The 23,293-nt window shown below is 38.6% G+C and carries 17 protein-coding genes and 3 pseudogenes; 14 read left to right on the top strand and 6 right to left on the bottom strand.

The genetic code is table 11. The features are described from left to right. Window positions 1-9 precede the first annotated feature (9 nt). The 7 genes from M9H69_RS09925 to M9H69_RS09895 all read left to right on the top strand — a co-directional run bounded on the left by M9H69_RS09925 (window position 10) and on the right by M9H69_RS09895 (window position 12,235). Window positions 10-744, top strand: a complete 735-nt coding sequence (locus tag M9H69_RS09925; RefSeq protein WP_250315532.1) for a hypothetical protein — start codon at window positions 10-12, stop codon at window positions 742-744. A gap of 28 nt (window positions 745-772) precedes the next feature. Further along, a complete protein-coding gene (locus tag M9H69_RS09920) occupies window positions 773-1,102 on the top strand; it encodes a hypothetical protein (RefSeq protein WP_006152272.1) in 330 nt (109 codons plus the stop codon). 109 nt (window positions 1,103-1,211) lie between these two features. Continuing rightward, window positions 1,212-2,549 carry an ISLre2 family transposase gene (locus M9H69_RS09915; protein ID WP_250315531.1) on the top strand — a complete coding sequence of 446 codons (1,338 nt, stop codon included), beginning with the start codon at window positions 1,212-1,214 and terminating at the stop codon, window positions 2,547-2,549. Between the two features lie 500 nt (window positions 2,550-3,049). Next, entirely contained in the window at window positions 3,050-3,829 is a 780-nt protein-coding gene (rpsB, locus tag M9H69_RS09910; protein ID WP_049537932.1) for a 30S ribosomal protein S2, read from the top strand. Between the two features lie 78 nt (window positions 3,830-3,907). Continuing rightward, complete coding sequence (gene tsf, locus M9H69_RS09905) at window positions 3,908-4,948, top strand: translation elongation factor Ts (protein WP_250315530.1); 1,041 nt, start codon at window positions 3,908-3,910, stop codon at window positions 4,946-4,948. Window positions 4,949-5,654: 706 nt separating this feature from the next. Next, entirely contained in the window at window positions 5,655-5,828 is a 174-nt protein-coding gene (locus M9H69_RS09900) for a hypothetical protein (protein ID WP_250315529.1), read from the top strand. Between the two features lie 341 nt (window positions 5,829-6,169). Next, window positions 6,170-12,235: an SspB-related isopeptide-forming adhesin gene (locus tag M9H69_RS09895; RefSeq protein WP_250315528.1), complete on the top strand. Its 6,066-nt coding sequence runs from the start codon at window positions 6,170-6,172 to the stop codon at window positions 12,233-12,235. A 79-nt stretch (window positions 12,236-12,314) separates the two neighbouring features. Here M9H69_RS09895 and M9H69_RS09890 read toward each other — a convergent pair. After that, window positions 12,315-13,266: pseudogene (locus tag M9H69_RS09890) on the bottom strand (transposase). A 152-nt stretch (window positions 13,267-13,418) separates the two neighbouring features. On the opposite strand from M9H69_RS09890, the pseudogene M9H69_RS09885 reads away from it, so the two are divergent. Continuing rightward, window positions 13,419-13,574: pseudogene (locus M9H69_RS09885) on the top strand (helix-turn-helix domain-containing protein); the annotation flags it as partial. Window positions 13,575-13,940: 366 nt separating this feature from the next. Here the strand turns inward: M9H69_RS09885 and M9H69_RS10425 are convergent. The 5 genes and pseudogenes from M9H69_RS10425 to M9H69_RS09865 form a co-directional block, all read right to left on the bottom strand. Continuing rightward, the gene (locus M9H69_RS10425; protein WP_434481176.1) at window positions 13,941-14,210 is read right to left on the bottom strand and encodes a hypothetical protein; all 270 of its coding nucleotides are present in this window, start codon (window positions 14,208-14,210) and stop codon (window positions 13,941-13,943) included. Window positions 14,211-14,251: 41 nt separating this feature from the next. After that, window positions 14,252-14,530: pseudogene (locus M9H69_RS10420) on the bottom strand (transposase); the annotation flags it as partial. Window positions 14,531-14,745: 215 nt separating this feature from the next. Next, complete coding sequence (cysK, locus tag M9H69_RS09875; RefSeq protein WP_000158480.1) at window positions 14,746-15,672, bottom strand: cysteine synthase A; 927 nt, start codon at window positions 15,670-15,672, stop codon at window positions 14,746-14,748. A gap of 96 nt (window positions 15,673-15,768) precedes the next feature. After that, window positions 15,769-16,212: a PH domain-containing protein gene (locus M9H69_RS09870; RefSeq protein WP_250315527.1), complete on the bottom strand. Its 444-nt coding sequence runs from the start codon at window positions 16,210-16,212 to the stop codon at window positions 15,769-15,771. 15 nt (window positions 16,213-16,227) lie between these two features. Continuing rightward, window positions 16,228-16,863 (bottom strand): YigZ family protein, encoded by a 636-nt coding sequence (locus M9H69_RS09865; protein ID WP_250315526.1) that lies wholly within the window; start codon window positions 16,861-16,863, stop codon window positions 16,228-16,230. A 56-nt stretch (window positions 16,864-16,919) separates the two neighbouring features. On the opposite strand from M9H69_RS09865, the gene M9H69_RS09860 reads away from it, so the two are divergent. From M9H69_RS09860 to M9H69_RS09835, 6 genes are all read left to right on the top strand, one after another. Next, a complete protein-coding gene (locus M9H69_RS09860) occupies window positions 16,920-18,218 on the top strand; it encodes a DEAD/DEAH box helicase (RefSeq protein ID WP_250315525.1) in 1,299 nt (432 codons plus the stop codon). After that, window positions 18,215-18,877, top strand: coding sequence for a ComF family protein (locus M9H69_RS09855; protein ID WP_250315524.1), 663 nt, complete (start codon window positions 18,215-18,217; stop codon window positions 18,875-18,877). The genes M9H69_RS09860 and M9H69_RS09855 overlap by 4 nt, the downstream gene beginning before the upstream one ends. A 79-nt stretch (window positions 18,878-18,956) precedes the next feature. After that, on the top strand, window positions 18,957-19,505 hold the full coding sequence (hpf, locus tag M9H69_RS09850; RefSeq protein ID WP_000599116.1) for a ribosome hibernation-promoting factor, HPF/YfiA family: 549 nt from the start codon (window positions 18,957-18,959) through the stop codon (window positions 19,503-19,505). Between the two features lie 247 nt (window positions 19,506-19,752). Beyond that, window positions 19,753-20,961, top strand: a complete 1,209-nt coding sequence (locus M9H69_RS09845; protein WP_000201481.1) for an acyl-CoA dehydrogenase family protein — start codon at window positions 19,753-19,755, stop codon at window positions 20,959-20,961. 80 nt (window positions 20,962-21,041) lie between these two features. Continuing rightward, window positions 21,042-21,890 (top strand): 3-hydroxybutyryl-CoA dehydrogenase, encoded by an 849-nt coding sequence (locus M9H69_RS09840; protein WP_025172369.1) that lies wholly within the window; start codon window positions 21,042-21,044, stop codon window positions 21,888-21,890. Between the two features lie 18 nt (window positions 21,891-21,908). Then, the gene (locus tag M9H69_RS09835) at window positions 21,909-23,087 is read left to right on the top strand and encodes an acetyl-CoA C-acetyltransferase (protein WP_250315523.1); all 1,179 of its coding nucleotides are present in this window, start codon (window positions 21,909-21,911) and stop codon (window positions 23,085-23,087) included. Window positions 23,088-23,293 lie beyond the last annotated feature (206 nt).

Here is a 23,293-nt window from a genome sequence, read left to right as displayed (position 1 = left end):
AAATGTAGCATGGTTTTTACAGGGATGCCGTATTCTAGTTGGAAAAGGCAATCACAATATAACGAAGAACAGGAGCGGATTTTTTGGGAAAAAGAGTCAATGAAGAGAAAGCGAGAAAATGATTTCATCCAAGAGCGTATAAAGTGTGATTTAGAGTTTGCAAAGAAACACTATCAGACAACTGGAAATACTACTTATAGTATTCCTGTTAATGATTTGCCAAAGGATTTCAATAATCTTGAAGTTAATCTTGAAGTTAATCTTTATAACCTCATTCATTATGTTTATTCTGATGATGAATTTAGATTTTTTTATAAGACATCTAAAATCAGCTTTATCTCAAATTTAACGGATGTTCTTAATATCTCTGAAGACATTGCATTACAGATCCATTCTTTATTGTCGGACGAAGAGTATATTTTTAAATCACTTCACGAAAGTTGGTTTAGATTATATGAATTATATGAGTATAACAAACTATTCAAATCCAAATATGGATCTTACGCCCCATTTTATAAGATGGCTAACAATTCCCTTTTGGGAGAAATTGAAAAGTTGAAATCAAAGAGTAATTTTATAAAAAGCTGGAGGAATAATCGTTTTTGGAAAAAGAAAGGATTATCGCGAAAAAGTATTTCAAAATTGTACTCGCTTGTAGGTTTTTTCTACTTAGAACATGATTGGGATAGAGTGTCTTATCAAAAATTATTTGGTATCCAGACACGAGGAGATAATAAATTTTAAAATATTACTGATGAAGTAGGAGGAATCTATGATGATTTTCATTGATATTAAAAGACTTGTTCAGCTGTTCTTTATTTTTATCGGAGCTATAGCAATCTATGTGTTCTATAAAACATTTGGACTTAGTACGGTGTTTATAATTGTTTTAGGGTTGGCCGTTTTGAAATTCGCTCCAGCTTTCCTTCCAGTTGTATTATTACTGTATTTGGGACTTCACTTTACAGGTGGTTTTTCCTTTATTGCAGATGGAATTGTGACGGTTTTATGGAGTATTATTTTGATTCCTATGGGGATAGCTACTATTGAAATGAGCAAATCCTATTTGAGTAAGAAAGAGAAACCCTGGTATGACAAGTAAGAGTTTATCTGAAAAGATAGGCTCTTTTTTTGTCAGAATAAAGGATTATTTGAACATTCAGGTCAAAATTTATTAAAATAAGCGTAATTTTAATAAGGGAGGATTCTGAATGGCTTTCTTTGATGAGAGAGAACTAAAAAATAAATTGCTGTTTCAAAATGCAAAAGAATTTTATAATTTTGTTTCTAGGTATGATGAGGAGATGGTTCCAGTCATGAAAGCAAAGGGCTATACCTGTATTCATTCAATGGAGCGAACCGTCGCTTTTACATTTGGTGAGTTTACTTTCAGAAGAAGACGTTGGAAAAAGGGAGATCATTGGGTCATTCCAGTAGATGAAAAGTTAGGGCTTCAAAAGAACGTCCGCTTCTCCTGGGAATTTATGTATCAGGTGGCCAAATTATCTACTTTAATGCCATATGATAAAGTAACTCAGGTGATCCAATTGACTTATCACATCTCTATCACAAAGCCAATTGTAGTAAAAGCTGTAAAAATCTGTGAGAAGTTATTGGAGGAAAGGGAAGGCTATCGATATTATGAGGAGAATAAAGAGGTTAGCAAAAGAAAAGCCCAGGTTATTTATATTGAGGGTGATGGTGTGATGGTTAAAGCACGTGACACACAGAAGGATAATAAACATTATGATTTATCCCATTTTGTAGTTCATACAGGAAGCCAGAAAGTTGGCAGCAATCGATTTGAACTCCAGGACAAAAAGGAATTTATTGGTCTTGACAATCGCTTAGTGAGGGAGCAGGTAATCGATTATCTATTCAATAATTACGAAGTTACGGATCAGACTTTATTGATTACGAACTCTGATGGGGGTCATGGATATACACCCTATGTTTTCAAAGAAATTGCGAAGGTTTTGCGAATTAAACGACACGAACATTTTTGGGATGAGTATCATGTAAATAAGGAGTTGAAGAATTATTTAAAATTTTACTCTGAAGATCTATTGGATAGAGCTTTCCAGGCGATTAAGCAGCATGATAAACAGTTAATGAGAACTGTCCTAGATACGACAGAAAGTTATATCGAGACAGAAGAAGAACAAGAGTTATTTGAGAAGTTCAAGAGTAAAATATTGAGAAATTTCCAATACACCAAACCAGCCGAACAAAGGGGATTCAGTCATGCAGGAATCGGGATAATGGAGAGTCAGCATCGTAAGGTCACTTATAGAATGAAAAAAAGAGGAATGTACTGGACACTTGCTGGAGCTGAGACGATGAGTAGGATAATTGTTTTGAATTATGAAGATTCTTTGAGGGAGCTATTCTTTGGCAACTGGAGAGAAGATTATGAAAAATTTATTTCTTTAGAGGAAGTTTCTGCTTATACCATTAAAAAAAGAATGAGTAAAACGGATAAAGAAAATACATCTAGATATCAATGTTACCCTGATAGTAAAAGATTATCTTACTTCCGAAAACAATAGAGGTACATAATAAAGTATATAAAAAGTTATATAACAAAAACCTTTGTAAAAAAAGGTCTTTTTGTGCTACAATCAAGCATAAAATGCTTGCACGGTATGTAAAAATGTGTTATAATTTACTTAAATTAATCGAATAAAAAAAGACGAAAAGTGCGCTAACACTTCTCGCCTTACCGAGTAAGAACTCGTCCTTCTTACTCAGTCTTTAATTAATGATACCTGATAAGTGTATCAATGTCAAGACTGAGCAAGAAATTTGTTCAGTCTTTTTTTGAAACTCGGTGATGTTCTCCTAAAAAATGTATGAATTTAGGCGTTCTAAAAAATTCTACCGCATACAATCTATCAAAATCACTTGAAAATATGGCTAAAATGTGGTAGAATGAACCTTGTCGTGTAAACGATAATACTCATTCTTGATGAATTGTGAAACTGTTGCCCTCGGGTCGTTTTGCAAGTTGAAATCGAGAAGAGGAAAAAAACAAAAAGGAGAAATACTCATGGCAGTAATTTCAATGAAACAACTTCTTGAGGCTGGTGTACACTTTGGTCACCAAACTCGTCGCTGGAACCCTAAGATGGCTAAGTACATCTTCACTGAACGTAACGGAATCCACGTTATCGACTTGCAACAAACTGTAAAATACGCTGACCAAGCATACGACTTCATGCGTGATGCTGCAGCTAACGATGCAGTTGTATTGTTTGTTGGTACTAAGAAACAAGCTGCTGATGCTGTTAAGGAAGAAGCAGAACGTTCAGGTCAATACTACATCAACCACCGTTGGTTGGGTGGAACTCTTACTAACTGGGGAACTATCCAAAAACGTATTGCTCGTTTGAAAGAAATCAAACGTATGGAAGAAGAAGGAATCTTCGACGTTCTTCCTAAGAAAGAAGTTGCACTTCTTAACAAACAACGTGCACGTCTTGAAAAATTCTTGGGTGGTATCGAAGACATGCCTCGTATCCCAGATGTAATGTACGTAGTTGACCCACATAAAGAGCAAATCGCTGTTAAAGAAGCTAAAAAATTGGGTATCCCAGTTGTAGCGATGGTTGACACAAACACTGATCCAGACGATATCGATGTAATCATCCCAGCTAACGATGACGCTATCCGCGCTGTTAAATTGATCACAGCTAAATTGGCTGACGCTATCATCGAAGGACGTCAAGGTGAGGATGCAGCAACAGTTGAAGCAGAATTTGCAGCTTCAGAAGCTCAAGCTGACTCAATCGAAGAAATCGTTGAAGTTGTAGAAGGCGACAACGCTTAATTCAAATAAGTAATCATTACCTAGGAGGGCGGGGCTTAGCCCGGCTCTCCTATTTTTAAAAAATATAGGAGAATCAAAATGGCAGAAATTACAGCTAAACTTGTTAAAGAGTTGCGTGAAAAATCTGGTGCTGGTGTTATGGACGCTAAGAAAGCATTGGTTGAAGTTGAAGGTGATATCGAAAAAGCAATCGAATTGCTTCGCGAAAAAGGTATGGCTAAGGCAGCTAAGAAAGCTGACCGTGTTGCAGCTGAAGGTTTGACTGGTGTATTTGTTAACGGTAACGTTGCAGCAGTAGTTGAAGTAAATGCTGAAACTGACTTCGTTGCAAAAAATGCTCAATTCGTTGACTTGGTAAATGCTACAGCTAAAGTAATTGCTGAAGGAAAACCAGCTAACAACGAAGAAGCTCTTGCTTTGACAATGCCTTCAGGTGAAACTCTTGAAGCAGCCTATGTATCTGCAACAGCTACAATCGGTGAAAAAATCTCATTCCGTCGTTTTGCTTTGCTTGAAAAAACAGATGCACAACACTTTGGAGCATACCAACACAATGGTGGACGTATCGGTGTTATCTCTGTCATCGAAGGTGGAGACGAAGCGCTTGCTAAACAAATCTCAATGCACATTGCTGCGATGAAACCAACAGTTCTTTCTTACAAAGAATTGGATGAGCAGTTCGTTAAAGATGAGTTGGCACAATTGAACCACGTGATTGACCAAGATAATGATAGCCGTGCAATGGTTGGTAAACCAGCTCTTCCACACTTGAAATATGGATCAAAAGCTCAATTGACTGATGAAGTGATTGCTCAAGCTGAAGAAGATATCAAAGCTGAATTGGTTGCAGAAGGCAAACCCGAAAAAATCTGGGACAAAATCATCCCAGGTAAAATGGATCGCTTCGTGCTTGACAACACTAAAGTTGACCAAGCATACACACTTCTTGCACAAGTCTACATCATGGATGACAGCAAGACAGTTGAAGCTTACCTTGAATCAGTAAATGCTTCAGTAGTTGGGTTCGCTCGCTTTGAAGTTGGTGAAGGTATCGAAAAAGCTGCAAATGATTTTGAAGCTGAAGTTGCAGCTACAATGGCAGCAGCTTTGAATAACTAATCAAATTATGTCTAATCATTTTATTCTTTGAGGAGTCTCTAAGAGACCATGTATGAGAGAAATGTGATACTTCTTCTTGCTGACATTGCTTGTTTTTCTTTTTGTGTTATAATCATTGCTATTTTAAATGTTTAAGAAGTAAGATTGCATTCTCTAAAAATCTCATTACACCTTTTCGCAGTATTGTAAACGTCAATAATCTGCTGTTTTCCCCCTCTATAGGGTTGTGACAAACTTTTTAGGCATATTTGTTATAGCTTTTATTTACTGTAAAATACATTATAAATTCTGTTTACTTGAGCGTAAATTACCCAATTATTAAAATCAGAAGGATATATAACCAAGGCATAGATATCCTAATTCTACAAGTTGAAAATCAGATATAAAAGAACCCTTACTAGGAAAAATGATAGAAGGCAGAAACTGTAGTAAAAGGACAAAGGTGGTTTATACGTTCTTTATGAATTGTGTCAAATCACTTTATTTTTGTTTATTTATATGTTGAATCAGAGAACACGCCACTTTAATGTACTAGAGAGCTAAAAAGTATATGTTTTTAAGTGTTTTCATGACATTTTTTACACAATCTTTAGATAGGGTACGTGTTTAATTTGACAAATTATAAAAATACTATTATTATTAAAGTAAGTGATATTTTATACTGTTACTGTAGTAATGTATATATCTATTCTTGAAAATAGGGGGGATGTTTTATGATGAGAAAAATGATTTTCTTCTAACCATGACAAGGGTTTTGATGTTTGCAGTGGGAGATAGTCCTCTATTGGCTCGTAATGTGGGGGACTCAAGCAATTTGGAAACAGTGAACAATGAGACGATCTCTGCGTTATCAAACAGTCAGAAAATGCCAGCGACCTAGTACAAACAGGTGTTGCGTCGATAAAACCAGCATACCTATAGAAGCTAATGCCGGTTCTTTCTGGTGAGAGAAAGACTTTCGGTTTTTATGTGTCAAGATTTCGATGTCATCGAAATCTATAAGGATTGTGCTACTGTCTAAAATTTGATGGTTCTAAATCAGTCGTTCTACTAGCACAAGTGGCTGGTTAAGTCGATAATGTTGGGGCTGTTAAGTTTATTGGTGAAAAATTTGTATTATTGCAAAAAAGAGTCGTTGGCTCGACAATCTCTTTTTTGCAATAATCGGTCTGTTCGTTTTATCATTATTAGGGTTAAATGAATCAATCCTTTGAGAGAACAATGAATAATACGTTAATTATAAAAATGAAGGAAGGAACGCGCATGTTCAATCACAATAGCGAGACAAAAGGTCACGGTTCTATTCGTAAAAATAAAGTATATGGCACAATTGGAGTCATTGCTCTTGGCGCCATTGCTATGTTTAGTAATAGCAAAACAGTATCGGCGGATGAAGCATCATCCTCTGATCCAACGGCTTCACAGCCTGCAGCGATAGATAGTAGGGTGGCAGAAGGAATTCAAGGCGCTTCAACTGTGACTATAGTCCCAGCTACCCCAACATCGGAAACGCCAGCAACTTATACTGCTCCAGCATCTGAAACAACTCCAGCTACAGTTGCTTCTTCGGCTAGTGATACAACTCCAGCTACAGCTGCTTCTTCGGCTAGTGACACAACCCCTGTAACTTACACTGCACCTGCAGCAGCACAGGCCGCTCCAGTTGCGTCGGCCGAAGCCACAGAACCAAAAGTTACTGTGGAAAATCAAAAGTTGAAAGACGCTGTGTCTGAAGCTAAGGGTTACAACATTGATATAAAACAAAATCCAACAGAAAATATTGGAACAGCAAATAACCAAATAGAGTCAGATGCTAAAAAGGATCTTGCCAACACTCTTGAGGAAACACAAGCAACTCGTATCAAGACAGGGGTAGATGCCTACAAACTTGATTTGAAAAAAGCTCAGGAGAACGTAGGTACTGACGGTTATCTGAGTGAAGTAGTTAGCCAAGGCTTGAAATTTGAAAGCGAACCTAATGGAAAACTATCTATTAGTGGTGCTACAGAATTTGGACAAAAGGATATGCCTTCAGCACAATCTTATGAAGAATATGTTCAAAAAGGTGGGACATTTGGTTCTAACCCAGTAGCACCATTTACGACGACGCTTTCAGGTGGTGGAAGTAATTTTGTTATTCCGAAAATTGAAAATGGTCAAACTATCACGGCTACCTATACTAATCTTCAAAATTCAACATACAATGGAAAGAAAATTTCTAAGGTAGTCTATGAAGTTACTAATATAAGTGGTAGTACTGGTATCGTGGGCTTTGCAGAAAAAGATCCAACAAAAGGAATTTATACTTTTTACAAAATTAATGCACCGTCTAGATACCGTGTAAATATTCGTTTTTACGATTCTGATGACAATCCAATTCAATTCACAAAGACGAATCCAGCTATTTTAGCTATGACGAGTCTAACAAAAACAGAGCCTACTTCTGGAGTGAGAGCTGGTCTAAAGCATGAAGAAAGTATAGCGGATTATAATTTCCGTCCAGTAAAGATTACCGGTTCTTTGGTTGAAAAACAAGCCGATGGACGTTTGGCGGCAACTAGTCCAACTCATGCCATTAAAGATAATTATGATGATCCAAATTTCTATAAGATGGGGATTGCTGGTGTAGCAGAAAGCGGAGATACCATCTCTTTTGTGATGCAACGGAAGTCTCAATGGGACAGAGGTTATTGGCTAGCTCTTACAAGTAAATTACCATCTCGCTTTACACTTGTAAAACCAGATCTTGAATACAATCTAGTTGAATATAATCTTGCAGGGAATGTCGTGCTGGATAACTATATTCAAGGGACAACTACTAAATTAACTAATACCCAAACAGTTAAACCTACAGGAACTCCTGTTGGTGAAGAGTACACAACAACACACCAAGACAGAATTACAACAGCGGATGGCAAAGTCTATAAATATGTGTCATCAACTAATAATACAACAGGTAAAGTTAAATTAGGTACGACAAACGTAGCAAACTACTATACCGAAGTAAAAGGAAATGTTGTTGTTGATTACCAAGATAAGCAAGGCAACACCATTTCTCCACGTATTGTGGATACACCTGACACATCAGTCGGAACGGCTTACGACACGACTGATCACAAACCGTCTACAATCACTACAGTCGATGGAGCAAGTTACCGTATTGACCCTACAGCTACACAAGGTCAAGAAAGTGGTAGAGTTGTTGAAGGGACAACCCGCGTTATCTACGTTTATGATAAACTTGAAAAACCAGTAGAGAAGTATGGTAATGTTGTCGTTGATTACCAAGATAAGCAAGGTAACACCATTTCTCCGCGTGTCGTAGATACACCAACTTCACGGGTTGGTACTTACTATGACACAACTGATCACAAACCAACTACCATTACGGCGGATGATGGCACAACTTATCGTATTGATACCAATGCTACACAAGGTCAAGAAAGTGGTCAGGTTGTTGAGGGAACAACCCGCGTTGTCTATGTTTATGACAAAGTTGAAAAGCCGGTAGAAAAAAAATATGGTGATGTCACAGTTGAGTACAAGAACAAAGATGGTGTGACGATTGCACCGAAAGTGACGGATACACCACGTTCTGAAGTGGGAACTGCTTACGATACTACGGATCAACGCAAGGACACTATTACTACTGTAGATGGTAAGAAGTACAAGCTGGATTCAACCGCAACTCAAGGAGCGGAAACTGGTAAAGTGGTAGAAGGCAATACCAATATCGTTTACTACTATGATCTTGTTCCAGACACACCAGCTAAGAAATATGGTGATGTCACAGTTGAGTACAAGAACAAAGATGGTGTGACGATTGCACCGAAAGTGACGGATACACCACGTTCTGAAGTGGGAACTGCTTACGATACTACGGATCAACGCAAGGACACTATTACTACTGTAGTAGATGGTAAGAAGTACAAGCTGGATCCAACCGCAACTCAAGGAGCGGAAACTGGTAAAGTGGTAGAAGGCAATACCAATATCGTTTACTACTATGATCTTGTTCCAGACACACCAGCTAAGAAATATGGTGATGTCACAGTTGAGTACAAGAACAAAGATGGTGTGACGATTGCACCGAAAGTGACGGATACACCACGTTCTGAAGTGGGAACTGCTTACGATACTACGGATCAACGCAAGGACACTATTACTACTGTAGATGGTAAGAAGTACAAGCTGGATTCAACCGCAACTCAAGGAGCGGAAACTGGTAAAGTGGTAGAAGGCAATACCAATATCGTTTACTACTATGATCTTGTTCCAGACACACCAGCTAAGAAATATGGTGATGTCACAGTTGAGTACAAGAACAAAGATGGTGTGACGATTGCACCGAAAGTGACGGATACACCACGTTCTGAAGTGGGAACTGCTTACGATACTACGGATCAACGCAAGGACACTATTACTACTGTAGTAGATGGTAAGAAGTACAAGCTAGATCCAACCGCAACTCAAGGAGCGGAAACTGGTAAAGTGGTAGAAGGCAATACCAATATCGTTTACTACTATGATCTTGTGAAATCACCAGAAGAATACGGTGATGTCGTTGTTCATTATGTGGATGAATCTGGTAAGAAGATCAAGGAAGATGTGACTGATACTTCTCGTGGTAAGGTTGGCAAAGACTATGACACAACAGATCATAAGAGCATCTCTATCAAGCATGGTAACACAGTTTACAACATTGTACCTGAAAAGACCAAAGGTCAAGAACGAGGTAAGGTTGTGAAGGGTGTAACAGAAGTTACCTATGTCTATAAGGCTGTTCAAGCAGAACCTAAGAAGCTAGGTACCAATGCTAAGGGTGAAGATGTTAATGGTAAGACGATGTTGGCTGGTTCAACAGAGGTTTACACAATTAACATTGACAACGACCAATACAAGGGCACAACAGGTCTGGTTGACCAAGACAAACAAGCCGGCTTGATGGTAGTTGAGAAATACGATAGCAAGTTTGTAACACCAAATCTTGATGCAGTTCGTATGACGACAGAAGATGGCAAGGTTGTCAGCGGCTTCACGACTAAGATTTACAAGTCTGTTGCAGAAGCTCCACAAAAGGTTCAAGATTATATCAAGGCTAAGGGCTTGACAATTGATGGTGAGTTTGCGGTAACAACTTCAGATGATCCAGCAGCCTACACGAATGACTATGCCTTGAAGGGAATCAACCTGAAATTGATCTTCCCAACAACTGTGAAGAAAGATATTAAGGAAGCGAGCAAGTACGAAAACAAGGCTTATCAAATTGACTTTGCCGGTATTGCAGAAACCAATGTCGTAACGAATAATATTCCGAAGATTAATCCGAAGAAAGATATTGTAGCGACAGTTGAAGATGGTCTGAAAGATCAAAACTCTTTGGATGGCAAGACGATTAAAGTTGGCGCTGTCTATAACTTCGAGTTGAACACTTCTTACTTGCCAGCGAAACGTGGCCAGTCTATTGATAAAATTGAAGTGAAGGACACTTATTCACCGCTTGTGGAATATAATGGTGTTCACAAATGGATTGCCAATACAGATATTCTCTTGAAAGATAACACGAAGATTGCCAAAGGAACTGATTTGACCCGCTATGTCAACCAAGATATTGATCATCAGGCTAGAACAGTTGTCTACAGCTTCTCTAGTGACTTCTTGAGCAAGATTTCTGATGACAGTGAATTCCAAGCGATTGGTTACATGCAAGTGAAACAGCTTGACTATGGTACAGTGAAGAATACCTTTACAGAAATCATCAATAATGTTGAACACGATTCGAATACGGTAACACTCGTATCTCCAGAAGAATACGGTGATGTCGTTGTTCATTATGTGGATGAATCTGGTAAGAAGATCAAGGAAGATGTGACTGATACTTCTCGTGGTAAGGTTGGCAAAGACTATGACACAACAGATCATAAGAGCATCTCTATCAAGCATGGTAACACAGTTTACAACATTGTACCTGAAAAGACCAAAGGTCAAGAACGAGGTAAGGTTGTGAAGGGTGTAACAGAAGTTACCTATGTCTATAAGGCTGTTCAAGCAGAACCTAAGAAGCTAGGTACCAATGCTAAGGGTGAAGATGTTAATGGTAAGACGATGTTGGCTGGTTCAACAGAGGTTTACACAATTAACATTGACAACGACCAATACAAGGGCACAACAGGTCTGGTTGACCAAGACAAACAAGCCGGCTTGATGGTAGTTGAGAAATACGATAGCAAGTTTGTAACACCAAATCTTGATGCAGTTCGTATGACGACAGAAGATGGCAAGGTTGTCAGCGGCTTCACGACTAAGATTTACAAGTCTGTTGCAGAAGCTCCACAAAAGGTTCAAGATTATATCAAGGCTAAGGGCTTGACAATTGATGGTGAGTTTGCGGTAACAACTTCAGATGATCCAGCAGCCTACACGAATGACTATGCCTTGAAGGGAATCAACCTGAAATTGATCTTCCCAACAACTGTGAAGAAAGATATTAAGGAAGCGAGCAAGTACGAAAACAAGGCTTATCAAATTGACTTTGCCGGTATTGCAGAAACCAATGTCGTAACGAATAATATTCCGAAGATTAATCCGAAGAAAGATATTGTAGCGACAGTTGAAGATGGTCTGAAAGATCAAAACTCTTTGGATGGCAAGACGATTAAAGTTGGCGCTGTCTATAACTTCGAGTTGAACACTTCTTACTTGCCAGCGAAACGTGGCCAGTCTATTGATAAAATTGAAGTGAAGGACACTTATTCACCGCTTGTGGAATATAATGGTGTTCACAAATGGATTGCCAATACAGATATTCTCTTGAAAGATAACACGAAGATTGCCAAAGGAACTGATTTGACCCGCTATGTCAACCAAGATATTGATCATCAGGCTAGAACAGTTGTCTACAGCTTCTCTAGTGACTTCTTGAGCAAGATTTCTGATGACAGTGAATTCCAAGCGATTGGTTACATGCAAGTGAAACAGCTTGACTATGGTACAGTGAAGAATACCTTTACAGAAATCATCAATAATGTTGAACACGATTCGAATACGGTAACTGTGGTAACACCTGAAAAACCTCAGACACCGCCTGAAAAACCTCAGACACCGCCTGAAAAACCTCAGACACCGCCTGAAAAACCTCAGACACCGCCAGTAGTTCCAACTACACCTCGAACTAATTTGCCTGAAACAGGTGAAAAAGACCATGGTGAAGCAACTGTTCTTGGTTTAGCGATGATGGTATCAGCAATGTCACTCCTTGGTTTCAGTAAGCGCAAAGAAGAGAAATAATCATAAAGTTTATTTCTCGCTTATACCTAGGAACGTTGACTTCGTAGGCTCCTTGTCAACTGTAGTGGGTTGAAGTCAGCTAAGATCGAGAAAGGACAAATTTTGTCCTTTCTTTTTTGATGTTCAGAGTGATGAAAATCCGTTTTTTGAAGTTTTCAAAATTCCGAAAACCAAAGGCATTTCGTTTGATGAGTTTAATGAGATTATTAGTCACTTCTAATTTTGCATTAGAATAGGGTAACTGAAGGGCGTTGACAATCTTCTCTTTGTTCTTGAGGAAGGTTTTAAAGACAGTCTGAAAAAGAGGATGAACCTGCTTTAGATTGTCCTCAATGAGTCCGAATAATTTGTTAGGCTCCTTATTCTGAAAGTGAAAAAGCAAGAGCTGATAGAGCTTATAGTGGTGTTTCAAGTTTTCTGAATAGCTCAAAAGCTTGTCTAGAATTTCTTTATTCGTCAAGTGCATGCGAAAAGTAGGGCGATAAAATCGTTTATCGCTGAGTTTACGACTATCCTGTTGAATGAGCTTCCAGTCGCGCTTGATAGCCTTGTATTCATGGGATTTTCTATCGAACTAATTCATGATTTGAACACGCATACGACTCATAGCTCGGCTGATATGTTGTACAATGTGAAAACGATCGAAGAAAAGAGTTTCTTAGTGATGACCGTCAAGTGAACTTTCTTGATTAATTTTTGAGTAATTTTCTGGTTAATAATAGATGAGATTTGAGGGCTCTTCTTGACTAAGGAAGTCCCAGCAATACTCACTTTTCTACAGGCTTTACAGTGGAAGCGCTGTTTTCTTAGGCGAATCAGAGCCTGGTATCCCGCACAGTCTAGATAGGGGGTTAGATTCTTTTTAGAAATCATATTTATCCATTTGTCCTTGGCAGTTGGGAACATTTAGAAGTAGGATAATCTAGTTTAGCGAAGATTTCTTTATGTGCATCCCTATTGATGATATCTAGAATTTTGATGTTTGGGTCTTTGATATCGAGTAGTTTTGTGATAAAATGTAATGGTTCCATATGATTCTTTCTAATGATGGTTTGGTCGCTTTTCATTATAGAACTTATGGGATTTTTTTCTACCTTGAATATACAATATAAGTGCACAATAAAAACTCATAAGATTTTCTAGTAAAATAGAATTGAACGAACTAGTTACGAAAGGAAATCTTATGAGCTACCATCATTTTACCATAGATGAGCGTGAGAGTATTCTCATTTACCGTATGCAAGGCCTAAATTTTTCTCAAATTGCTAAGTTGCTTCATCGTCATCCGTCTAGTATTAGTTGCGAGTGGAAACGATATCTAAGAGAAGGACGCTATTCTCTAAGGGTGATAGACTTGACCTGCTTACAGGCTTTCAAAAGGTATTTTAAAAAGTAATCCCGAGTGGATGTTTGACAGTAGTTATCTAGTTTTGTATAGTGAAGGTAAGGTCCTATCTTCTAAATTTAAACTCACCCCATGACGTTATCGTTGGCAAGCTATTAAAGTGGTTTTCTAATGTAAATTACAGTTCTCTGAAAACAGTGGAAGTAGAAACATAAAGTTTTTGAGCGGTATTCGTTAAGGAACGTTTTTAGTAAGTAGTTGAGTCATGTTTTGTTGAACAAGGTTTGAAATCTGGTAATTTTTCTTTACAATAGGAGTACAGATACAAGAACCTATTGTTAGGTGCGATCATTATAGTTCTTATGAGGTTTTGTCTACAACAAAACGGGCTCCATTATATCCGTTATCTGAGTTGATGCTCTTGCCGTGCCAGTGATGGTTGATCCCCCATATACTTAAAAAATTGATGAAAAGAAGCATGTTGATACTCTCATAGTGTTTCTCTGTAAATGGCTTCTCCAATACGCTCTTCTCTTGTTCGAAGTTCGGTAAATAAGAAAGATTATAGGAGATGATTTCATAGTTAAATTCTTCTAAATTTGTGCAGCATTTTTCCATTGTTTTTGACATCTTAAATTGGTGTTGAAATGGTCATTGCTTTCTTACTTAAGAGAGAAATACTGATGTCTGCGACGAATACGAGCTATTAGACACATAACTTTCATCTTTTCATTGTTCACTATAAAACTGCGATTTTTAATTCGAGAGTGGCTCTACAATAGCCGTAATTTCCTTTATGTTCGGTATAAATAGCTTGTATTTCAGTTTTGATCATTAATCTTATCAAGCTCCTTTAACTGGTAGCAATATGTCGAATGAGTACGTTTGATAATCTTTAGAAGAATATCAAAATGAAACTCCAAGCTTAATTCTGGAACAATTTCTGTCTTTTCTTCCTTCAATCAAAATAAAACTACATTCTTTTCTTGAAAATGTTCTAGAACTGCCATTCGGTTTCAACTAGCCCCGCTTTTTGTTCTTAGTTCATTGATTGGAGATTTATCTTCATAACTCAATTTCATAATAAAACACCCCAGAAAGTTAGATTTTTCTGTCTAACTTTTTGGGGTGTAGTTACCAATAAGGGCTAAGTGCATTTAGGAGGCTACACTTCAAATTCATAGAGTGCTGTAGACAAATAACGTTCGCCGTTATCTGGTGCTAAAGCAAGGACTTTCTTCCCTGTACCTAATTTCTTGGCAACCTCAATTGCCCCGTAAATTGCTGCAGCTGAAGAAATCCCAACAAGGAAGCCTTCTTTTCCACCAATTTCACGTCCAAGTGCTAGAGCATCATCTGACGTTACGCGGACGATACCATCATAGGCCTTTGTATCAAGTGTTTCAGGAATAAATCCAGCTGAGATACCTTGAATTTTGTGAGGTCCTGGTTTTTCACCAGATAAGATAGCTGACTCGTCTGCCTCAACCGCATAAACTTGAATGTTTGAATTTGCTGCTTTAAGAGCGTGAGAAACACCTGAGATCGTTCCACCAGTACCAACACCACCTACAAAAGCATCTAGTCCATCAGAACCGAAAGCAGCTAGTATTTCAGCTCCTGTTGTTCTTTCGTGCACTTCTGGATTAGCTGGATTATTAAATTGGAGTGGAAGGAAGCCATCACGTTCAGCAGCGATTTCCTGAGCTTTGGCAATAGCCCCTTTCATTCCTTCGCTACCAGGAGTGAGGACGAGTTCAGCACCATAGGCTTGGATAATCTTGCGTCGTTCCACACTCATCGTTTCAGGCATGACGATAACAACTTTATATCCTTTAGCAGCACCAACCCATGAAAGACCGATACCAGTGTTTCCACTTGTTGCTTCAACAATAGTAGCACCTGGTTTTAGAATACCATCTTGTTCTGCTTTTTCAATCATACTAAGGGCAATACGGTCTTTTACTGACGATCCAGGGTTAAAAGCTTCTAGTTTAACATAGACGTCTGCAGCACCCTCTGGAACAATGTTGTTAAGTTTAACAATCGGTGTTTGTCCGATTAGTTCAGTGATATTGTTATAAATAGTCATAGATGTACCTCTTTGTATAAGATGATACTAGTATAACGTGCTCTAGGCTATTTGTAAAATATAGAAATCCTATCGAAGTGATAGGATTTTTTTATATCAAAGGTTTAAGCCATTAATTTTCAATCGATTGTGATAAGCAAGTTCTAGTAAATAGGTGTAAAGGGGAAGAATATCCGTTTTCTTAGGAAATTCAAATTTGTGGTAACTAAAATGCTCATTATGTGCTTTTAGAAAGACATTCTCTAAATAAGTGATCGTAATCTCACTATCGTCTATACCTGCTCCCGCAGTTTCCATTTCAACGTTGACAATGTTCATCAAAAAGAGTGACTTAACAGACATCTTGCGACCAGTAGCGCCTTGCTTATCTGTAAAGATGATACGAATATTTGTAAAGATGATTGCGTCGCGAATGAGCTTATATCCACTTTGGATTTCTTCATTCTCTAGTAGGTATTGACCATATTCTTTGATAAGAGCTTCTTTGTTTTGCTCGCTGAAGTTACCAGCAAGTCCTTGAATAAATTTCCCAAACGCCATGTATTTCTCCTTTGTTTACACTAAGTTTACAGGAACTTCAACTTCTCGTAAACCTTGATCCGTTAAAGTAACCTTTCCATTAAAAAACTCTACAAGAGCAGACTTGATATTTTCTTTCTCTTCCTTATCAACATAAATTATGGTATTGATTTGATCTGTAAAGTTTGTCTCGATTTCCGTGAGTTTATGTTCTCTAAGAAAATTGCTATATTCTTGATACTGAGCGTAAGACATCTGAATGGCTATGCCAGCTTGCTCTTTGATTTCAATAATGCCTATTTCTTTGACAGCCAAGGCTACACTTCCTGCGTAAGCACGAATCAAACCTCCAGCGCCTAACTTAATCCCCCCAAAGTAGCGAGTAACTACTACGCAGACATTCGTAAGATTATGATTTTCTAAGACGCCAAGCATAGGGACTCCAGCAGTACCACTAGGCTCGCCATCATCACTCGTACGCTTGATCTCACTGCGTTCCCCTACAATAAAAGCAGAGCAGTTATGGGTGGCTTTGTAGTGTTCTTTTTTGATAGCAGTGATAAAGTCACGAGCTTCTTCTTCGCTATGGACACGCTTTGCATGACAGATAAAGCGGGATTTTTTGATTTCTTCTTGGACTTGGCCATCCTCTTTAATTGTTCTAAATTCCATGATTTAATTGTACTAAAAAAATACCTAAAGTGCGAGATTTTTACGAATATTAAAGTATGAAAGTAAATCCAAATTACCTCGGTCGCTTGTTTACTGAGAAAGAATTAACTGAAGAGGAACGACAGATGGCGGTGAAACTGCCGGCAATGAGAAAAGAGAAGGGAAAATTGCTTTGTCAACGTTGTAATAGTACGATTCTAGAGGAATGGTATTTGCCTATCGGTGCCTACTATTGCAGGGAGTGTTTACTGATGAAGCGAGTCAGGAGTGATCAAGCATTATACCATTTTCCGCAGGAAGATTTTCCTAAGCAAGATGTTCTCAAATGGCGTGGTCAGTTAACCCCTTTTCAGGAAAAGGTGTCAGAGGGATTGATCCGAGCAGTTAAAAAGAAGGAACCGACTTTAGTTCATGCTGTAACAGGAGCTGGAAAGACGGAGATGATTTATCAGGTTGTGGCCAAAGTGATTGATGAAGGTGGTGCAGTTTGTTTGGCCAGCCCTCGAATCGATGTGTGTTTGGAGCTGTATAAACGACTACAGAATGACTTTGCTTGTGAGATAGCACTACTTCATGGTGAGTCAGAACCCTATTTTCGAACACCACTAGTTGTTGCAACGACTCATCAGCTGTTAAAATTTTATCATGCTTTTGACTTGCTGATAGTGGATGAGGTAGATGCCTTTCCCTATATTGACAATACTATACTTTACTATGCTGTAAAGAATAGTGTAAAGGAGGATGGATTAAGGATATTCCTTACAGCAACTTCTACAGATGAGTTAGATAGGAAGGTTCGCACAGGAGAATTAAAACAATTAAGCTTGCCGAGACGGTTTCATGGAAATCCTTTGATTGTTCCCAAACCTGTCTGGTTATCAGATTTTAATCGCTGTTTAGAGAAAAGTCAGTTGTCATCCAAGTTAAAGACCTACATTGAGAAACAGAGAAGAACAGGTTACCCCTTACTGATTTTTGCATCAGAGATTAAGAAAGGCGAAAAACTAAAAGAAATACTACAGGTGCATTTCCCAGATGAGAATATCGGTTTTGTATCTTCTGTCACAGAAGACCGATTAGAGCAGGTGCAAGCTTTTCGAGATGGAGAACTGACAATACTGATTAGTACAACAATATTGGAACGCGGGGTTACCTTCCCTTGTGTGGATGTTTTCGTAGTAGAAGCTAATCATCAACTCATTACCAAGTCTAGTTTAATTCAGATTGGTGGTCGAGTTGGGCGTAGTATGGACAGACCAACTGGTGAGTTGCTCTTCTTTCATGATGGATTAAATACTTCCATCAAGAAGGCAATCAAGGAAATCAAGCAGATGAACAAGGAGGCGAGATTATGAACTGTTTACTATGTGGCCAGACTACAAAGAGTGAGCTGACTTTTAGTAGTCTTTTCTTTTTGAAGAATGAGAGCAGTTATCTTTGCTTAGCTTGTGATTCTACTTTTGAGAAGATTGGTGAAGATCATTGTCCAAACTGTATGAAAACAAGGTCGTCAACTAAGTGTCAAGATTGTAAATTTTGGTGTAAAGAAGGAGTTCGTGTTGATCATAAGGCAATCTTTACCTATAATCAAGCTATGAAAGACTTTTTCAGTCGCTATAAGTTTGATGGCGATTTTTTGCTTAGAAAAGTTTTTGCTTCTGTTCTTGCTGAGGAGCTGAAAAAGTATAAAGGTTATCAATTTGTTGTAATTCCCCTAAGTCCTGGAAGATTGCTTGAGAGGGGGTTCAACCAAGTCGAGGGTTTGGTTGAGGCAGCAGGCTTTTCTTTTAAAGATATATTAGGAAAAAGAGAAGAGAGCGCTAGTTCTTCTAAAAGCCGTTTGGAAAGGTTGGCTACTGAAATTCCATTTTTTATTAAAGATGGAATCTCACTTCCTAAGAAGATTTTGCTGATTGATGACATCTATACAACAGGGGCTACTGTCAATCGTGTGAAACGACTTTTGGAAGAAGCAGGTGCTTTGGATGTTAAAACTTTTTCCCTTGTAAGATGAGGAAAAAATTTGCAAAATGAAAATGAAAGCGTTATAATAAAGTTAGAAAAACAAAATTGTTTAGAAAGAAGGTACTTATATGATTAAATATAGTATCCGTGGTGAAAACCTAGAAGTAACAGAAGCAATTCGTGATTATGTAGTTTCTAAACTCGAAAAGATCGAAAAGTATTTCCAACCTGAGCAAGAGTTAGATGCACGTGTGAATTTGAAAGTTTACCGTGAGAAAACAGCAAAGGTTGAAGTAACGATTCCACTTGGATCTATTACTCTTCGTGCAGAAGATGTTTCTCAAGATATGTATGGTTCTATCGATCTTGTAACAGATAAAATTGAACGTCAGATTCGTAAAAATAAAACTAAAATCGAACGTAAGAATAAAAATAAAGTTGCGACAAGTCAACTCTTTACAGATGCTCTAGTTGAAGATGCAGATGTTGTGCAACCCAAAGTCGTTCGTTCAAAACAAATTGATTTGAAGCCAATGGATTTAGAAGAAGCGCTTCTTCAAATGGATTTATTGGGACATGATTTCTTTATCTATGTAGATGTAGAAGATCAAACAACAAATGTTTTGTATCGTCGTGAAGATGGTGAGGTTGGTTTGCTCGAAGTAAAAGAATCATAAAATTGAAATAACTAATAAGAGTGGTTTACTGATTTGTAAACCACTTTTTCTTGTGCCTATAAGTAAGTAGAAAAACGAGGAAATCCTTGATAAAACAGTCAGAATCGGCCCCTATAATCTGAACTTATAGGGGTGTTTATATTTATTAAGTAGACAAAATAATATCCTAAGGGATAGAATGGGGTTGTCAACAAATAGCGAATACAAAAATGTAAGCGCTCTTATAACAATTAAAGGAGTCATGACTATGGCAACAAAAGAAGAAATTTTACGCGAACTATATCCTGAGGACCTTTTTCACTATGCGGATGGTCTAACTTTGGGAGAAGCAGAGGTTTTACAAGAAACTCGCCGTTTGATTGAGAAATATCTCCGTCCAGTTATTAATGAATACTGGGAAAAACCTGATTTTCCTTTTGAAGAATTCTATGCTGTGGCTAAGGGCGCTCAAATTATGAACAATCCAAAATTGTTTGAGGGACGTGAAGGTAGCTGGAAACCATCTGAACTTTATATTGCCTTCTTGTATCTTGAACTTGCTCGCTTCGATGCTTCTATGGCAACATTCTACACCGTTCATGGCGGACTTTGCTACAACACAATTCTCTTGGGTGGTGATGAGCGTCAACAAAAAGAATTTCTTCCAAAACTAGCTGCATTTGATTGGCAAGGTTGCTTCGCTTTAACTGAACCTCTTTCAGGTTCTGATATTGCTGGAGGACTTGCAACTACTGCAGAACGTGTTGGAGACAAGTGGATTCTAAATGGTGAAAAACGCTGGATTGGTGGTTCAGACACTGCAGACGTTGTTCCTGTATTTGCTCGTGATGTTGCGGATGGCAAGGTGAAATGCTTTATCGTTCGTAAGGGAGCTCCTGGATATCATGCAGAACCAATCCCACATAAGATTGCTCTTCGTTGTGTCCGCAATGGCCATATTACTATGAAGAATGTAGAGGTTCCAGATTCAGACCGTTTGGTAAATATCAATGGTTTTGGTGATGTAGCCCGCATCTTGACCTTCACTCGTGCGGACGTTGCTCACATTGCTATGGGAGTGACTTGTGGATCTTATGTAGCAGCTCTTAAATATGCTAAAGATCGTGAACAGTTCAAACGTCCAATTGCCAAATTCCAAATTGTTCAAGAAAAATTGGCTCGTATGCAGGCAAATGCTGTAGCAGTTATTGCTTATTCAACTCGTATTGCTGAGATGCAAGAGAAAGGTAATGAATTGATGCTTAACTCGGCTCTTGCTAAGATGCACAATTCCTTGGTGATGCGTGAAACAGTTGCCCTTGCTCGTGAAACTTGCGGAGGTAATGGTATTACGCTTGAGACAGACGTTGCTCGTTTCTTTGCAGATGCTGAATCAATCTATACCTATGAAGGTTCACACGAAGTGAATGCCTTGATTGTTGGTCGTGAGATTACTGGACTAGGTGCCTTTGTTTAATGTCAGGAGGGCGATTGAAGGATTTTTGTTCAATCGTCCTTGCTTCATGCACTGGATTTTTGTAGAATAAGAAGGAGAAAATAATGATATCTAAGGTGATGATTATTGGTTCTGGTCAAATGGGAAGCGGAATTGCTCAAGTATTTGCTCAGGCTGGTTTTACAGTTTACTTAAACGATATTAAAGAAGAATTTGTTCAAAGAGGCTTGAATAATATCACAAAACAATTGGAACGTTCAGTTGAAAAAGGACGGATGTCTGCGGATGAGAAGGATCAGGTATTGGCCAATTTGCTTCCATCTGTTTCATATGAAGATGCGAAACAAGTCCAATTGGTGATTGAAGCTGCAACTGAGAACCGTGAGATTAAGTTGAATATTTTCAAACAATTGGATGAATTGACAGATCCTAAAACTATCTTAGCATCAAACACATCCTCTTTGTCAATCACGGATATAGCTGCTGCTACTAAACATCAGGAGCGCGTGATTGGAATGCACTTCTTTAATCCTGCCCCAATCATGAAACTTGTAGAGGTTATTAAGGCCTTGCAGACTTCAGAAGAAGTGGTTCAGGCGGTTCGTGAATTGACAGTGAAAATTGGTAAAACACCAGTTGATGTTAAAGATTCTTATGGTTTTGTTGTGAACAGAATTTTGATTCCTATGATCAATGAAGCCATTTACATTCTAGGTGAAGGAGTGGCTAGTGCCGAGGAAATCGATGAAGCGATGAAGCTTGGTGCAAATCATCCTATTGGACCTTTAGCTCTTGCTGACTTGATTGGATTGGATGTTTGTTTGGCTATTATGGGCGTCCTAAACCAAGGGTTTGGTGATCAAAAATACCGTCCTGCCCCTCTTCTTAAGAAAATGGTCGAAGCAGGAAAATTGGGACGGAAGACAAAAGAAGGCTTCTTTACTTACTAGACACTGATGGAGGTAGTCATGAAAGACGTAGTTATTGTTTCGGCAGTGCGAACACCTTTAGGTTCCTTTGGCGGGAGCTTGAAGAATGTTTCTGCTGTTGATTTGGGATCTTTGGTAATTAAGAGTGCTTTGGAAAAAGCGAATATTAAACCAGAGCAGGTAGATGAAGTGATTATGGGGAATGTCCTAGGCGCAGGTTTAGGTCAAAACGTGGCTCGCCAAATGAGTATTCATGCTGGGCTTCCTGAATTTACACCAGCCTTTACCATTAATAAGGTTTGTGGTTCCGGTTTGAAGGCAGTGCAGTTAGCTGCTCAAGCGATTCAGTGCGGAGATGCAGATATTGTCGTGGCTGGTGGTGCAGAAAACATGAGCCAAGCTCCATATGTTTTGCCAAGCTTCCGTTGGGGTGCCCGTATGGGAGATTCGAAAGTGGTAGATACCATGATTAAGGACGGTTTGTCTGATGCCTTTAACGAATACCATATGGGGATTACAGCTGAGAATGTGGCAGAAGAATATGGTATTAGCCGGGATGATCAAGATGCGCTTGCTTTGGAATCACAAAAACGAGCAGTGGCGGCTATAGAATCTGGACGCTTTAAGGAAGAGATTGTTCCGGTGGTCATTCCTCAACGTAAAGGCGATCCTATCGTCTTTGATACAGATGAATTTCCTAGAAAAGATGCTAGCTTGGAGAGTCTGTCTAAGCTGCGTCCTGTTTTCAAAAAAGACGGTTCTGTTACAGCGGGAAATGCCTCAGGTATCAATGACGGGGCGGCGGCTGTCTTGGTCATGAGTGCTGAAAAAGCTGAAGAATTAGGACTTCCAGTCATTGCGCGCATTCGTTCGTATGCAAGTGCAGGTTTGGATCCTAAGATTATGGGATGTGGACCGATTTATGCGACCCGTAAAGCTCTTGAAAAAGGTAATTTGACAGTTGATGATCTTGACTTGATCGAGTCAAATGAAGCCTTTGCTGCTCAGGCTTGTGCGGTCGGGAAAACACTTGGTTTCAATACCGATATTGTCAATGTCAATGGTGGCGCGATTGCTCTTGGTCACCCAATTGGGGCTTCAGGTTGCCGTATCCTAGTGACTCTGGTACATGAGATGATGAAACGTGATGCTAAAACTGGTTTAGCTACTCTCTGTATCGGAGGAGGGATGGGAACAGCCCTCATCGTTGAACGTTAGTTATTAGAAAACTGAACGTCATTTCCTCTTTTTCAATATTACGATTACAAAATGAGATTTTGATCCGATCTCATCGTTACATACCTTATCAAGTGTCTTTCTCTAAAAGGGCTTGATAAGGTATTTTTATTTTTCCTAAGACTTTAAGGATGGATTGGACGACAACATCCTATAAGTTGAACTTATAGGTCTATAAATAAAGATTA

The sequence above is a fragment of the Streptococcus oralis genome, from assembly GCF_023611505.1.
Lineage (GTDB): Bacteria > Bacillota > Bacilli > Lactobacillales > Streptococcaceae > Streptococcus > Streptococcus oralis_CT.
This window is presented reverse-complemented; position numbering and strand designations above follow the sequence as displayed.

Coding starts and splice junctions, on each gene's coding strand:
- M9H69_RS09920 (WP_006152272.1), top strand. CDS start 773: ATGATGATTTTCATTGATATTAAAAGACTTGTTCAGCTGTTCTTTATT.
- hpf (WP_000599116.1), top strand. CDS start 18,957: ATGATTAAATATAGTATCCGTGGTGAAAACCTAGAAGTAACAGAAGCA.
- M9H69_RS10425 (WP_434481176.1), bottom strand. CDS start 14,210: ATGTCAAAAACAATGGAAAAATGCTGCACAAATTTAGAAGAATTTAAC.
- M9H69_RS09835 (WP_250315523.1), top strand. CDS start 21,909: ATGAAAGACGTAGTTATTGTTTCGGCAGTGCGAACACCTTTAGGTTCC.
- M9H69_RS09915 (WP_250315531.1), top strand. CDS start 1,212: ATGGCTTTCTTTGATGAGAGAGAACTAAAAAATAAATTGCTGTTTCAA.
- M9H69_RS09925 (WP_250315532.1), top strand. CDS start 10: ATGGTTTTTACAGGGATGCCGTATTCTAGTTGGAAAAGGCAATCACAA.
- rpsB (WP_049537932.1), top strand. CDS start 3,050: ATGGCAGTAATTTCAATGAAACAACTTCTTGAGGCTGGTGTACACTTT.
- tsf (WP_250315530.1), top strand. CDS start 3,908: ATGGCAGAAATTACAGCTAAACTTGTTAAAGAGTTGCGTGAAAAATCT.
- M9H69_RS09865 (WP_250315526.1), bottom strand. CDS start 16,863: ATGGAATTTAGAACAATTAAAGAGGATGGCCAAGTCCAAGAAGAAATC.
- M9H69_RS09900 (WP_250315529.1), top strand. CDS start 5,655: ATGTTTTATGATGAGAAAAATGATTTTCTTCTAACCATGACAAGGGTT.
- M9H69_RS09855 (WP_250315524.1), top strand. CDS start 18,215: ATGAACTGTTTACTATGTGGCCAGACTACAAAGAGTGAGCTGACTTTT.
- M9H69_RS09845 (WP_000201481.1), top strand. CDS start 19,753: ATGGCAACAAAAGAAGAAATTTTACGCGAACTATATCCTGAGGACCTT.
- M9H69_RS09870 (WP_250315527.1), bottom strand. CDS start 16,212: ATGGCGTTTGGGAAATTTATTCAAGGACTTGCTGGTAACTTCAGCGAG.
- M9H69_RS09895 (WP_250315528.1), top strand. CDS start 6,170: ATGAATAATACGTTAATTATAAAAATGAAGGAAGGAACGCGCATGTTC.
- cysK (WP_000158480.1), bottom strand. CDS start 15,672: ATGACTATTTATAACAATATCACTGAACTAATCGGACAAACACCGATT.
- M9H69_RS09860 (WP_250315525.1), top strand. CDS start 16,920: ATGAAAGTAAATCCAAATTACCTCGGTCGCTTGTTTACTGAGAAAGAA.